Origin of the sequence: Actinomyces viscosus (genome assembly GCF_900637975.1) — a bacterium.
Classification (GTDB): domain Bacteria; phylum Actinomycetota; class Actinomycetes; order Actinomycetales; family Actinomycetaceae; genus Actinomyces; species Actinomyces viscosus.
On record NZ_LR134477.1, the window covers coordinates 1,031,928 to 1,045,257 of the forward strand.

Annotated in this window: 12 protein-coding genes and 3 pseudogenes; 7 read left to right on the forward strand and 8 right to left on the reverse strand. The window is 64.2% G+C overall.

Features of this window, described 5'->3' with window-relative positions; all coding sequences use genetic code 11:
• Positions 1–10 precede the first annotated feature (10 nt).
• Positions 11–2,324: pseudogene (locus EL340_RS15895) on the reverse strand (DUF222 domain-containing protein); the annotation flags it as partial.
• A 208-nt stretch (positions 2,325–2,532) separates the two neighbouring features.
• Between EL340_RS15895 and EL340_RS04535 the strand changes: the two are divergent.
• Positions 2,533–3,765 (forward strand): IS110 family RNA-guided transposase, encoded by a 1,233-nt coding sequence (locus EL340_RS04535; RefSeq protein ID WP_425331263.1) that lies wholly within the window; start codon positions 2,533–2,535, stop codon positions 3,763–3,765.
• Complete coding sequence (locus tag EL340_RS04540; protein WP_126413627.1) at positions 3,762–4,298, forward strand: hypothetical protein; 537 nt, start codon at positions 3,762–3,764, stop codon at positions 4,296–4,298. The genes EL340_RS04535 and EL340_RS04540 overlap by 4 nt, the downstream gene beginning before the upstream one ends.
• A gap of 32 nt (positions 4,299–4,330) precedes the next feature.
• Here the strand turns inward: EL340_RS04540 and EL340_RS15715 are convergent.
• From EL340_RS15715 to EL340_RS04565, 6 genes and pseudogenes are all read right to left on the reverse strand, one after another.
• Positions 4,331–4,381, reverse strand: a pseudogene (locus tag EL340_RS15715) (hypothetical protein); the annotation flags it as partial.
• A gap of 43 nt (positions 4,382–4,424) precedes the next feature.
• Positions 4,425–4,619 carry a dihydrodipicolinate synthase family protein gene (locus EL340_RS04545; protein WP_269471647.1) on the reverse strand — a complete coding sequence of 65 codons (195 nt, stop codon included), beginning with the start codon at positions 4,617–4,619 and terminating at the stop codon, positions 4,425–4,427.
• A 515-nt stretch (positions 4,620–5,134) separates the two neighbouring features.
• Positions 5,135–6,524, reverse strand: a pseudogene (locus EL340_RS04550) (IS1380 family transposase).
• A 106-nt stretch (positions 6,525–6,630) separates the two neighbouring features.
• The gene (locus EL340_RS15900) at positions 6,631–7,263 is read right to left on the reverse strand and encodes a DDE-type integrase/transposase/recombinase (RefSeq protein WP_408608562.1); all 633 of its coding nucleotides are present in this window, start codon (positions 7,261–7,263) and stop codon (positions 6,631–6,633) included.
• 90 nt (positions 7,264–7,353) lie between these two features.
• On the reverse strand, positions 7,354–7,632 hold the full coding sequence (locus EL340_RS04560; RefSeq protein WP_126413628.1) for a transposase: 279 nt from the start codon (positions 7,630–7,632) through the stop codon (positions 7,354–7,356).
• A 268-nt stretch (positions 7,633–7,900) separates the two neighbouring features.
• Positions 7,901–8,413, reverse strand: coding sequence for a GNAT family N-acetyltransferase (locus EL340_RS04565; RefSeq protein ID WP_126413629.1), 513 nt, complete (start codon positions 8,411–8,413; stop codon positions 7,901–7,903).
• A 104-nt stretch (positions 8,414–8,517) separates the two neighbouring features.
• On the opposite strand from EL340_RS04565, the gene EL340_RS04570 reads away from it, so the two are divergent.
• The 5 genes from EL340_RS04570 to EL340_RS04590 all read left to right on the forward strand — a co-directional run bounded on the left by EL340_RS04570 (position 8,518) and on the right by EL340_RS04590 (position 12,694).
• Positions 8,518–8,733, forward strand: a complete 216-nt coding sequence (locus tag EL340_RS04570) for a helix-turn-helix domain-containing protein (protein WP_126413630.1) — start codon at positions 8,518–8,520, stop codon at positions 8,731–8,733.
• Positions 8,734–8,976: 243 nt separating this feature from the next.
• Complete coding sequence (locus tag EL340_RS15070) at positions 8,977–9,699, forward strand: HNH endonuclease (protein WP_197722346.1); 723 nt, start codon at positions 8,977–8,979, stop codon at positions 9,697–9,699.
• A gap of 47 nt (positions 9,700–9,746) precedes the next feature.
• Positions 9,747–10,616: a hypothetical protein gene (locus EL340_RS04580; RefSeq protein WP_126413631.1), complete on the forward strand. Its 870-nt coding sequence runs from the start codon at positions 9,747–9,749 to the stop codon at positions 10,614–10,616.
• Between the two features lie 61 nt (positions 10,617–10,677).
• On the forward strand, positions 10,678–11,565 hold the full coding sequence (locus EL340_RS04585; protein WP_126413632.1) for a hypothetical protein: 888 nt from the start codon (positions 10,678–10,680) through the stop codon (positions 11,563–11,565).
• Between the two features lie 70 nt (positions 11,566–11,635).
• Positions 11,636–12,694, forward strand: a complete 1,059-nt coding sequence (locus tag EL340_RS04590; protein ID WP_126413633.1) for a virulence RhuM family protein — start codon at positions 11,636–11,638, stop codon at positions 12,692–12,694.
• A 54-nt stretch (positions 12,695–12,748) separates the two neighbouring features.
• On the opposite strand, the gene EL340_RS15305 is transcribed toward EL340_RS04590, so the two are convergent.
• Positions 12,749–13,198, reverse strand: a complete 450-nt coding sequence (locus EL340_RS15305) for a DNA-binding protein (RefSeq protein ID WP_232023218.1) — start codon at positions 13,196–13,198, stop codon at positions 12,749–12,751.
• Positions 13,199–13,330: the final 132 nt, after the last annotated feature.

Here is a 13,330-nt window from a genome sequence, read left to right on the forward strand (position 1 = left end):
GCCGGTCTGGTTAGAAGGGTGGGGCTTGGTCGATGAGGGGTGCGGGTCCGAGGGTGTGGGTGGCGTGGGGGTAGGGGGTGGTTTCGTAGTCTCCGGCTTTCTGGCCGGGGGTGGGGCCTCGGGTGGTGAGCCGGAGCGGGCTGTTGGTGTCGTTGGTGTTGTTGGTGCTGTGGGTGTTGGTCAGGGCGGTGTTGAGCCGGTCGATGATCTCGGGGCTGATCTGGTTGCTCAGGGTCGTGGGTACCTGGGCGCCGGGGAGGTAGTGCTGGCGCGGTCCGACTTTCTTGGGGAGGCGGTTGATGGTGGCGTCGGGGTGGCGCTGGTAGACGGTCTTGTCGGGGGTGTGCCAGGACAGCACCCCGGTGTCCTCGTTGCGGGTCAGGGCCCATCCGGGGGTGTGCTTGAGGCGGTGGTGGGTCTGGCACAGGGTGACCAGGTTGTCCAGGCTGGTGGTCCCGCCCTGGCTCCAGGGGGTGAGGTGGTCGATGTCGCACCTCTGGGCGGGGGTCTGGCAGGTGGGGTAGACGCAGGAGTGGTCGCGGGCGCGCACCAGGTCGGCAAGGCCTGCCGGGGGACGGTACCGGCTGCGGCCCACGTCGATGACGGTGCCGCTGAGCGGGTCGGTGACCAGGCGCCTCCAGGTACCCCCAGCCGCCAGGCACCAGGCAGTGGCCGCCGGCACCGCGGGCGCCGATCAAGACCTCAGCAACCCCGGCGACGTTGGCAGGCTCAGTGACCTCGGTGGCGTTGGCGGGATCAGTGAGCCCGGTGGCGTTGGCGGGCTTGGTGGTCTCGGTGGTTTCGGTGGCTGTGGTGGCAGCCCCGGTGACAGGGGCGGCCTGCGTAGGCGTGGGTGCTGTCGCGTGCGGGGCAGTCCCAGCGGGCACTGCGACAGGAACCCGGTCAACGGATCCGGCAGCGGGCAGACTCCTGCCGCTGGTGGTGGGCGACTCGCGCTCGGTGAGCTCCAGCGCGGTTGCGGGGCCACCGCCACCGGGGCTGCGATGAGAGGGGTCTCCTACGGGTGGGGCCAGGCCCGCCGGGCCCTGTGGGCTGGTCAGTGTGGTGAGGCTGGTCAGGGGGACGGTGACGTTGACGTTGATGCGGATGTTCTCGGGCAGGGGCAGGTACCCGGTGGGTGAGGGTCTCCACCAGGGGCTGGTGGATCCCACCAGGGAGCTCAAGGCGCTGAGGAGTCCTTCCAGGGGCACCCCGTCCGGCAGCAACCGCCCCGGATTGGCAGCCACCGTCTCAGGCACCGCACCGGGCGCCGCGTCGGGCGCGCAGGGGTTCTGCGGGCCGGTCGGGCTCGACACCACCCAAGAATCCCCGCAACCCCCGCGATCCCCGCAATCCCCGCGATCCCCGCACTTCCCGTGATCCCCGCACTTCCCGTGATCCCCGTGATCCCTGTGATTCCGGGAGTCCACGGGAGCCGTAGGCAAAGGCTCTGGTGTGTCTGGGTGGTGTTCCTCGGCCTGCCTCTGACCGTGAGCGGCGGCGCCTTCCGGATGGGACGCGCCGTCACCGGCACCGCTGTCGGAGCGGTTCCCGCGACCGCAACCGCAGCCGCACTCGGGCCCCGTCAGAACGGGGTGAACGGGGTGGCTGCAGGCGGTCTGCTGGCTGGCCCGCAGGGTGGCCAGGGTCATGCTGGTGATGGCGTCGGCTCGCAGCTGGGCCAGGGTGCGCCTCTCGCCGGTGGCACGTGCGCTGGCGGCGATGGCGTCCAGGGTGGCGTCCAGCAGCAGGGCGTCCATGGCCGGCAGCAGCATGCTCACCCGGCAGACCCCCTCACCGGCGGGCCTGGGGCGCGACACACACCGACGGCTCGTGTTGGCCTGGGCGCGCTCGGCGTGACCGTCGGGGTCAAGACGGATAAGGGCTCTCTCGATGTCGCGTCCCAGCTGGCAGACGCTGCGCCGGGGCGCCTGGGGCAGCACCTGCTCTTGAACCTCCAGGGCCACCGGGGCGGGCACCCCCTCGAGACGACGAGTTACCAGGCAGGCTTTGGCTGAGTCCAGCACCCCGCAGCGCTCCATAGCCTCGACCGGCCCGAAACCGGCGCTCATCAAGGCGGTGCCGTGGTCGATGACCTGCCCGGCCCGGGTGCGGGAGACTCCGAGGCGGGCCGAAAGGAGGCAGGTGGTGTTCAAGCGCCGCTCGTCATAGCCCACCACGGGGGACACGGTGCCTGCTGGGCCCCACTGTCCGGGGTGGGTCGACAGCTCCGCGCACCCGGTCAGGCAGGCCGCCGCCAGGGCCTCACCCCAGGCGGCCCAGGCCGCCAGGCGCCGGCAGGCCGCCACCAGCTCCCCCAGCCCGTTACCTTGTTGGTGGTCCCGGGTGGTCCGGGGCTGGGCCAGCTGCTGTGGGCATGATGTCTTGCCCCTGTCTTCTAATGATCCGGGGGGTGTTGTCACCCGCGGCAGCCGGGCGCTGGTGACCGCTGATAAGGGGAACGACCCGCTGCGTGTGAGGTCTTTCGTAACGTGGGTGCGGGACCGGTCGTCCACCGGCTGACCCTCACCCATGCAGCGAGAGGTGGCAGGAGAGATGGATATCGAGGACATCGACGTCTTCATCGGCATCGACGTCGGCAAGAGCGAGCACTGGGCCACGGCCCTGAGCCGGGACGGGCAGAAGGTCCTCGACAGGGCCCTGCCCAACGACGAGGACCGGCTGCGTGAGGTCTACCAGCGCCTGCAGGCAAAGGGGCAGGTGCTGGTGGTGGTCGACCAGCCCGCCACCATCGGGGCCCTGGCGGTGGCGGTGGCTCAGGACATGGGCATCACCGTGGGCTACCTGCCCGGGCTGTCGATGCGCCGCATCGCTGACCTGACGCCGGGCAGCGCCAAGACCGACGCCAAGGACGCTGCCGTCATCGCCGGCGCAGCCAGGACCATGCCTCACACCCTGAGAGCCGTCAGCGCCTCGGAGGAAGAGGCTGCGGCGCTGAGCATGCTGACTGGCTTCGACCTGGACCTGGCCCGCCAGGTCAACCAGACCGCAAACCGGATCCGGGGCCTGTACACCCAGATCCACCCCGCCCTCGAGGCCGTGGTGGGGCCCTGGCTGGAGCACGACGCCGTCTTGGAGGTCGTCGCCGCCTGGCCCACTCCAGCCGATCTGAAGCGAGCGGGCAAGGCAAGGATTGACGCCAGGCTCAAGAAGCACGGGTGCAGGCGGCACGCCACCTGGGCCGGCCAGATCGTCTCGGCCCTGGAGCACCAGACCGTGGTGGTCGCCGGCACCGACGCCGCCGCAGTGGTGCTGCCCCACCTGGCTAGGCAGCTCATCTCCCTGCACGCTCAGCGGGCCGATGTCGCAGCCCAGGTCGAGACCCTGGTGCAGGCCCACCCTCTTTACCAGGTCCTGACCTCCATGCCCGGGATCGGGGTCAGGACCGCAGCCGTCTTCCTGGCCGAGACCCTGGGCAAGACCTTCGACGCCGGAGCCCAGCTGGCCTCCTACGCCGGGCTCGCTCCTGTCACACGTCGCTCCGGCTCATCGATCCGTGGTGAGCACGTCTCCCACGGCGGCAACAAGAGGCTCAAGCGCGCCATGTTCCTGTCCGCCTTCGCCTCACTGCGCTCCGACCCCGTCTCCCGGGCCTACTACCAGCGCAAACGCAACCAGGGCAAACGCCATAACCAGGCCGTCCTCGCCCTGGCCCACCGCCGCATCCTGACCCTGCACGCCATGATCCGCAACGGCGCACTCTACGACCCCCAACCAGCCACGAAACTACCCACCGCCGCTTGACACACCACATAGGGGCACCCCCCGGCCCCCAGACCCATGAGCCCCGAGGAGGCGGCCTCCTCCACCCCCAGGACCCGGCACCGCTCAGCAGCACCCACCAGAACCGCATCACCGCCAGGCTCACCGGGGAGCAGGGCTGGCACCACGTCATCGGCGCCGGCACCGGCGTCGCCGTCAGCAGCGGTGGGGCCTTCACCGTCAGGACCCTGGGCGCTGACCAGCAGGCGGGACAGCAGGCCCTCGACCACACCGGCCAGCACCCCACCCGCCCCCAGGGACGCCAGCACACCCGCCACATCCCCCACCGGCACCGGCTGCGGGCTCGGGCCCGCAGCCCCGGCGGGCGCGCCCACCCCACCCGGCACGCTGCCGGCCGGGTCACAGGGAAGCACACCACCATCGAACATATGTACAGTATAGCCCCACCCACCACCACCCGCACCCCGAACCACCCCAGCAAACCGCCGCAATCACAACGAAAACGCTGCATCGACAGGAACCGCTTGGAGTGCGTGGTGCCGGGGTTGTCGTAGACAATGACCGGCAGGTCAGCGTGCTCGGTGACGGTACGAAACAACTCGTACACGTCGTCGTCAGTGAGGGGGTGGTAGGTCATCGGGGCCAGCAGGACACCAGCCGCGCCAGCCTCCTGCGCACTATCAACATGAGCGAGGACACAGTGAGGTGCGCAGGTCACCGACACCGATGAACACCGGCGTCGGCCCGGCGCGCTCAACGGCGAGGCGAGCCACCCGAGCACGCTCAGCCGGTGCGAGGTATGCGTAGGACCCGGTCGAGCCGAGGGCGGTGATGGAGTCGACCCCCGCCACAGCCAGCCGTTCGACGAGCCTCACGAAGGCATGCTCATCGACGGCGTCGTCACGAAGCGGCGTGAGAGGAAGGCGCTGAGTCCGGTGAAGCGTTTCCGCCGATCGACACGTATGTCCAGGAAGTCATTCGAACTCATTGTGCGAGACACTCATCAAAGCCCCGTCAATACGGCATTTTCCGCAACTCACAACTCAGGCGAGATGAACGGCGACAGCGCCGAGGATGGCCAGTATCCATGAGGCGAAGGAGCCGATGAGGAACTCCTCGGCTTTTTGCCCTCCTTCATCCTTACTGATCTCAGGGAATCGAATGACGCCTGACTCATGACGCTTAGTGTGCCGGGGGTGGGGCGTTTAGCCTCGATCTTTCATTGGTTGGTTGAGTGGGGTGTGGGTGGCGTCGTTGCCGGTGTCGTGGGGGCGATTATGCCGGTTGGGTGTGACGGTCTGCCGCGTGTCGTCTCGCGGTGGTCGGGCCTTTCCAGGGGCCAGGGTTGTTCCTTCAGGGTCGTGGTGGGCAGGAGGCGGCGGTCGGGTGCCTATGGTGCGGGTAGGGCCTGAAAGCTGCTCAGTGCGGTCAGCAGGAGGCTGGTGAAGGGGTGGTCGGCCTTGTAGCGCAGGACGGTGCGGCGGGCACGGTGGGTGATGACGGCGGGGATGCTCATCAGGCGCAGGCGGATCGTCCTGGGCTCCCAGGTGCGGGCGGGGGTGGAGGCCAGGGCGAGCGGCTGGGAGAAGGCCAGCAGGTCACAGGCCAGGGCCACGATCAGGCACCAGATACGGTTCTGGGCGAACCCCTGCAAGGGAAAGCGGTCAAGCCCGGTGTCCTTGGCACAGCGGATACGGTCCCCTGGCAGCGGGCCCGTAGCCGGTGGCGGACCTCGAGATCGGCGAGCTGACCTACTTTTGTGTTGGTGGCGAAGGCGGTCAGCCGGTAGCCCCCGACGTCCTCGAAGCGCAGCTGGGCTCCCTGGTGGGGCCGCTCTCGGCGCACGGTTGACCCGCGTCCCCTTGGGCCAGGCGGTCAGGTCCAGCAGGTCAGTGATCTCAGCGACGTCCGCACCCTGCCTGGGCTGTCCGTCAGCGTTGTAGGCCGGGTCCCAGGCGGCCTCGGGGATGGTGCCCGTGGATCTGCGGCGTGTGGTCCGGCAGCGTGAACCCCACGCTGTAGGACACCCGCCGACGGGCCAGGAGCTCAATGGTCTCCTTCGTGCCTCCGGCCCCGTCGATGCGCACCAGCACCTTTCTACCGGGTCTGGGGCCGAGCCCGGCCTGGTCCAGTGCCCGGCGGATGATCTCGACGTGGTCGGCGGCAGTGTTCGATCCCGCGTTACCGGGACGCAGCACGAGCGCCGCGCACTCACCCCCACCGTCGGGGCCGTGGTCGAACCACGCGGTCAGCGGGTGGTAGCCGAACCCCTTCTTGAAGGTCGGGGCCGCACCCTCTTTGTCTGAGTGCACATTAACCAAGGTGGCGTCGACGTCGATCACCAACGGCCGGTTCGCCGAGACGCCGGCGGTCGGTGAGTGCTCGCCGGCCAGGGCCCACACCCGATGCCGCGCTGTCCTGCGGGCCCGGTTGACGGCGGCCTCGACAGCCTCGACGTGGTCGGCCAGGGCCCCTGCAAGTCGCGAGACCGTCGGGTCGGAGGCAACAAGCCCGAAGACCTCCTTGTCGCACCGCAGCAGCGAAAGGTCCGACAGGCACCGGCCTCCCAGGGCCACGCACACCGCCAGATCCAAGATGATCTTGCCCGGGTCGTGCACCGACCCCGGCCGCCGCCACGTAGACAGGGCCTGCGAGAGCTCGTTGCCCAGGCCCGTGACCCCGCTCGTCTCGGTCAGCAGCCTCGCCCCGGCCAGACCCACCGCCGGCACCTGACCGGACTCCACACCCACAACCGGGTACAACCCGCTATTCTTCACCACGAAGGTGTCCTCCCCCTGGAGTTCTCGGATTTCAGCAACCCGCATTATTCCAGGCGAAGCGACACCTTCACCCCACTTTCACCACCTCAACGATGAAATCTCGAGGTTAGAGCCTACAGAGGCGACTGCCTCGCAGTCTGATAGGGCCTGTCCGTAGCGGATGGCTCGGTACTGCACGCCGCGGTCGCAAGTGGTGCACCAGGCCAGAGAGATCAGCCCCGGTGCGTTTTCGCTGCCAGACGGCCATCTTGAGGGCGTCCAGGGCCAGGTCGGTGCACACTGGCCGGTAGGTGGTCTGCCACCCCATGATCCGCCGCGAGAAGACATCGGTGACGAAGGCGACGTAGACCCACCCCGAGAACGTACGCACATAGGTGATGTCGGCGACCCACAGCTCGTTGGGCCTGAACGCGCTGAAATGCCTTTTGACGAGGTCGGCCGGGCACCGGTCCGGAGGTGCCGAGCGGGTCGTCCTGGGCGACTTGGCGCGCCTGACGCCGCGGTAGACCCATAACCCGCATGAGGCGTTCGACGGTACAGCGGGCCACGTGACCGGCTCCGTGACGCTCGGCGACCTCAAGGGCGACCCCGCATCACGTGCATCTTGCGGGCCCCCAGCACCGAGTAGCTGGTTCTTGTGGACCCTGGATATCTCCGCCTTGAGGGCCTCGTCGAGCAACGACCTGGCTGATGGAGGACGGCTACGACGGGCGTAGTAGGTGCTCGGGGCGATCTGCACACCAGCCTCGCTGAGCGTGGCGCAGATCGGCCAGGCCCCGAGCTCCTCCTTCTTGGCCTCGATGTACTGACAGATCAGCGCGACGGGCGCTCACACTCCGCCGCGAAAAAAGCCGACGCGCTCTTCAGGATCGCGTTGGCTCTTCGCAGCTCTCGGACCTCCCTTCTCCAGCTCCTTGATCCGCTGCGCTTCATCGGTGGTGGTTCCCGGTCTTAGACCACCATCGACCTGGGCCTTCTTGACCCAGGAGCGCAGAGCCTCGGGGTGGACTCCCAGCTCCTCGGCGATCCTGCGGATCGCGCCCTTGGCCCGCGCCGGGTCGGCCAGCGCCTCCAAGGCCCGTCCTCGTGGCCCGCTCGCGCAGCTCATCGGGGTACTTCCTCTGTCCCATGACAGTGATCCTTCCGTGTCATCACCGCCTCCATCAAACCCGGGGCGATTCAACGCATCACGAGCCGGTAGCGGCCCTGAGGCGTCAGCGGAGCGTTACGGTGGGTCATGGCAGCGGGGCTTTCTATGTCAGAAGGATGATTCAGCACCACCCATCCTGACAGCCCAAGCCCCGCTGCCCCCACGACTACAACCTCATGACCCACAACAACTAGCTCCGACCATCCACTCCCCCATACTCATCTGCTCACGCCCGATTGACGCGGGCCAGCACCAGCATGTCGGCGTACTGGCCGCCCACCAAGTAGCGCTGCGTCAGCCGGCCTTCCTCCACAAAGCCCAAGCTGCGGAAGAGCCCGAGAGAGGCGGCGTTGCCGGCCAGGATCCAGGCCTCCAGACGATGCAGCCCCAGCTGACCTGTCGCCCAGTCGATGACTGCCCGGCTGCCCGCCGCACCATAGCCCTGGCCTCGATCGCTCGGCCGCCAGATGCAGATGCCCACCTGAGCGACGCGGCTGCGCCAGTCGATGGCATGGATCGAGGCCTCGCCGACCAGACGACCATGGTCGGCGACCAGCACGAAGCTGTAGGCGGTGGCGGGCAGTGGACCCGCTGTATCGGCGATCTTGCGACGCAGCTCCGCGCTGCTCCTCGGCCGCCAGTAGGGCAAGCCATACTGCGCCAGCTCCGGCCAGTTCGCGCACGCCTCGAGGATGGTGGGGATGTGGGCCTCGGCCAGCGCCTGGAGAGTGATGACCATGGCGCTCCTCCCCTCGGCTACCGCACATCGTCTGCCGCCCGCACCACGTGATGCTACTCATCAGTCTGTAGACCTTCAAGTAGCAGGTAGCCAGGCTGAGAGATGTGGCTGTTGGTGATCTCCAGAAGACGGTGGGCAGGAACCTGCGTGCCTACCGGCTGGAGAGAGGCCTGAGCCAAGAAGCCTTCGCAGACGCCCTTGGCGTCCACCGCACCTACATGGGCGGAGTCGAACGAGGCGAACGCAACCTCACCCTCAAGAGCCTGGAGAAGATGGCAGAGCAGATTGGGGTGGAGGCGCTCCAGCTCCTGCAAAGGTAGTGCAGGGTTGAAGGAGTTGGGAGAGCGGGGTTGTGGTGGATGGGGAGCGAGTTTCGCTCCTGGAGGGCGCTACTGTCACAGCCGATGCAGTGCAACGCAACCGTGACCCTCCGCCCACCGCTGCCAGCACCCCTCGATGGGATACTGACAAAGTTATTGCGCTGATGCTGCGGTCGCACACAGTCGTGCTGGCTGCTCACAGCAGAGGTGCTTGGTTCGGTTGCATGGAAGAAGGCGTGCCCTGTGCCCGTGGAGCAGGAGTGGAGGGTTGGGCTGTGCGCCAGCTGCCTTGAGCCGCTCGACCCGACCGAGGTTGGAAAGAAACACGTCGGCTTCTGCTCAGAGCACTGCCGCAAGCAGGCCGAGAAGATCCGCTACGTCCGGCAGGCGATACGCGATGGCCGCAGCACAGACCCGCTGACTGCACTGGTCATCTCCAGCAATATGATCACCTTCCTCGCCTTTGACCTGGCCTACACCAGGCCGCGACTGAGTGACGAGCTTCGCCAAGAGGTGCTGGCACAGAACGACGGCCGCTGCGTTAGCTGCAACGAGCGGCCAGCGACCGAAGTTGACCATATCGACGGCGGATCGATCGAGCTGAGCAACCTTCGCGGGCTCTGCCGGAGGTGCCACGTGCTCAAGCCACGTGGCGAGATCCCCGACGATCTCACCCGAGACGGCGCAGGCACGATCGACACCAGTGAGCAGTCCCAAAAACTGCGGCAGCTCTGGCGACTGGCACTGCGTAGCCGCCAGCCGCTCGACGAAGCGCCGGAGTGGCGCGACCTACGCGAACGCGCCGCCGAATACGCCGACACCAGGTTCGGCTGGATCACCCAGCAGATCCTGTGCGATGAGCCAACCTGTCCAGCCCATGACGGCATTCACTGGCGAACGGAGTGGCCGCGATATAGGCGAAAGTGTCGGGAGTGGGCTAAGGAGAGGGCTGCGGCTGGTTCATAACCGACAACCACAACCATCCACATACTCAAGGATACAAAGAAGCAGAAATGACAGATATCGAGAATCGTGATCAGCGCAAACAGGCGTCAATCGCAAATATCGTGACCGACACGAACCTTGTCCAGATTGCCAAACTTAGTGCAGCCGCCCTGGATTCATCTATCGCAAGCATCAATAGACTCACGATACCACGAGAGACTCAAGAATCGCTACTTCAAGCAGTAGCAGCAATTGCGGAGATGAGCCAGAAGATGCAACAAGACTGGATCGTAAGTCTGAGCAAGATCCAGATTCAACTGCCACCAATCATATTTACACCTGAAACACGACGCAGTTTGACGTCGATCACCTCAACATTGAGTGAAATAGCCCTTCCGCAGATCCAACAAACATCGCTTGCAATTTCAAACAACCCTGAGCTGATCAGTTCACTCACTCAGACAATAAGCAAGTTACATGTTCTCAACGAAGACTTGAACAAGCGACTGGCAAAGTCAATTGCCGCCATCGACTTTCCGTCAATTTTGAAAGAATACGATTCGACAATCAAAGATTCCAGCACGTTCGCAACCCCGCTCGGCTTAGATCTTGAGCAACTAATTGACACCCAGACGCTGCCGATTGATGCGACAGCAGGACCTGAGGCTTACGAGGTCATCAGCAAGGAAGCACCAGAGCTAGCGGCATCGATTGACGTAGCAGCCGACAAAGCAAATACAGGACTTTTGTCGAAAACAATAGTGCGATATTCGCTTGCTTGCAGCGTGTTGCTCATTATCGCGATGGCGATACTTGTGGGCAACAACAATATAAAAATCCTTCCCCCAGAATGGGCCGCCTGGATTCGATCAATAACACAAATTGGAGCAGAAGGGGTGCCACTTGCGATTATGATAGGAAAAGGCAAATCAGAATAATATTCTGACAACCCACGACATATAGAACAACTCATCCTCTAATCTCGCAGGAACTGACAGCATGACAACAAATCCATGGACGCCACTTTCGGTAAGAAGAAATCAGCGAGACGATTTCGGTCCAATCGACGGCGTTCCAACATTCATGAGACGCAGCATTAATAAGTGGATCACTAATACAATAGAGTGGGTCGCACATGATGGCCAACTGCCACTTGTAACTCAAATTGCACTTGAACTACGTATCGATGAACTCAGCGACAACATTGACAATTTCTATCCTGGCAATGCCGTCATCGTTTGCATACAAAACAGCAGTCTATGGGGTAACATATATGACGAATCAAGGGCTCTCGACGTCATAGATTGGCTCCTTGGTCACGGATTCGGCCACGCACAATCACTTGAACACATCTTAAAGTCTGCTGGCCACGTTCTCCGCGTATCGCCCGACGGCAGCCGTCTAGTGGAGCGGATTGAACCGACTCTTTGGGACGAGTACGAGCAGGTAGCTCAGTTAGACGATCAAGCTTCGCAATACATGCAAGAAGCATGGGCCCTTGCCTTCGGTCGCGACCCAAATTTGAGTGACGCCTGGGGCAAGGCTATCAAGGCCATCGAAACACTTCTTAAACCAATCGTCTCACCCAAAAACAACAAAGCAACCATTGGTAGTATGACCAGCGAACTCCGTCAAGCACCAGACAAGTGGGAGTGCAAGCTGCCGGATCGAGTTTATAACGTCAATGGCGAGATAAACGTCAAGCCCGGCATCGAGGTATTCATTGACGCTCTTGCAACCATTGGCTACCAGCCTGATCGGCACGGCAGTGATCAACCGCAAGACGTCGACGAAGCCACCGCGCGCAGCGTTGTATTCTTGGCTACGACGGTTGTCGGTTGGCTACGAGACGGGATACTGAGAACGGTTGACAGCATTGACAGTTGACAGCAGAGCACAAATCCGAAATACGTAAATAGTTTGCCAACAATTACCGATCGGAAGTATAATCAATAGCATGACTAATAATCCAGATCCTCCCACCAAACTCATCCGCAACTCCACCGCCGAGTTCCTCATCTTCACCGCCCAAGACGGTGATTCCAGCATCGAGGCACGCTACGAGGATGAGACGATCTGGCTAACGCAGCGCCTGATGGCCGAGCTGTTCGACGTGGACGTGCGCACCATCAGCGAGCACCTCGGGAACGTCTTCTCCTCCGGCGAGCTGGAGCGTGAGGCAACTATCCGGAAATTCCGGATAGTTCGATCCGAGGGCTCACGCCAAGTGACACGCAGCATCGACCACTACAACCTCGACGCCATCATCTCGGTGGGCTACCGCGTCAACTCGGTGCGCGCCACCCAGTTCCGCCAGTGGGCTACTAGCGTGCTGCGCGACTTCGCCATCCGCGGCTACGTCATCGACCGCCAACGTATGGAGAACGGCACCTTCCTGGGCGAGGACTACTTCGAGCGCCTGCTTGATGAGATCCGCGAGATCCGCCTGTCCGAACGTCGCTTCTACCAGAAAGTTACCGACATCTACGCCACCAGCATCGACTACAACAAGGACGCCCCTACCACCAAGCGCTTCTTCGCCACCGTCCAGAACAAGCTCCACTACGCCGTCCACGGCCACACCGCCGCCGAGCTCATCACCTCCCGTGCCAGGGCCGACCAGCCCCACATGGGCCTGACCAGCTGGGCGAACAGCCCAGACGGCAAGATCCTGCGCGGCGACGTGACCATCGGCAAGAACTACCTCACCCGCGACGAGCTCGAAGACCTCGGCCGCCTGGTCAACGCCTTTCTTGATCTGGCCGAGTCCCGTGCCCGCCGTCAGATCCCCATGACGATGGAGGACTGGGCCACACGCCTCGACGCCTTTCTCGACCTGGACGACCGCCAGATCCTCGACAGCGCAGGCCACATCTCCAAAGCCCAAGCCGACGACCATGCTCTGAGTGAGTTCGAGAAGTTTCGCATTATCCAGGACCGCAATTACGTCAGCGACTTCGATCGGCTGGAGCAGCAGGCAGCGCAGCAACCCGGCAGAGATGCCAAGCAGGAGTAGCGAATACACTGCGGATTGACCTGGGTGCGGTCTCATTGTCGTTCTGGCTACCAATCACCCCTGCGCCGTCGCCAGATGCTTCTTGACCGTATCCCGCCCAAAGCCGAGCTCCAGCCCGATCTCGATGTAGGTACGCCCCTGGGCGTGGAGCTGCTGGGCACGTTGGAGATCATCGCTGGTGAAGCGTCGCCTGCGACGGGGCGGTTGCGTGGCCTGGCGGCAGGTAGCACGGACGGTGGTCTCTGCGACACCGACCTCGGCAGCGATCTGGCTGACAGACATGGCCGTGCGGGCCATATCGAGGATCTGCTGCTTCTTTGCCGCGCTGACCGGACGGCAGGCCATGTTGCGGACGCCGCGGGCTGTCGGGGTCTCGCTCGCCTGCCCAGTAGGCGCTACGCTAGCCGTACTCGGTTCCGGAGCCACTTCACCCGCGATGAGATGCTTGCGGAAGGCGAGCAGGGGCTTCCAGTTGTTTGTGTCGAGCTTGCTGAAGCGCACCACAGCATCGCTATACAAACCCTCACCCTGAGAAACAGCCCCCGTAGCCGTCTCAGCCGAGGCTGGCCGCCCACCCACCTCCCGTTGACTCAGTTCTTGTCCGACTGTGTGCGGGTCCCATCATTGAGAGTCGCT

Bases quoted from the DNA above. Each gene is read 5' to 3' on its own strand.
- EL340_RS04585 (WP_126413632.1), top strand. From the start codon at position 10,678: ATGACAACAAATCCATGGACGCCACTTTCGGTAAGAAGAAATCAGCGA.
- EL340_RS04535 (WP_425331263.1), top strand. From the start codon at position 2,533: ATGCAGCGAGAGGTGGCAGGAGAGATGGATATCGAGGACATCGACGTC.
- EL340_RS04560 (WP_126413628.1), bottom strand. From the start codon at position 7,632: ATGAGCTGCGCGAGCGGGCCACGAGGACGGGCCTTGGAGGCGCTGGCC.
- EL340_RS04565 (WP_126413629.1), bottom strand. From the start codon at position 8,413: ATGGTCATCACTCTCCAGGCGCTGGCCGAGGCCCACATCCCCACCATC.
- EL340_RS04590 (WP_126413633.1), top strand. From the start codon at position 11,636: ATGACTAATAATCCAGATCCTCCCACCAAACTCATCCGCAACTCCACC.
- EL340_RS04580 (WP_126413631.1), top strand. From the start codon at position 9,747: ATGACAGATATCGAGAATCGTGATCAGCGCAAACAGGCGTCAATCGCA.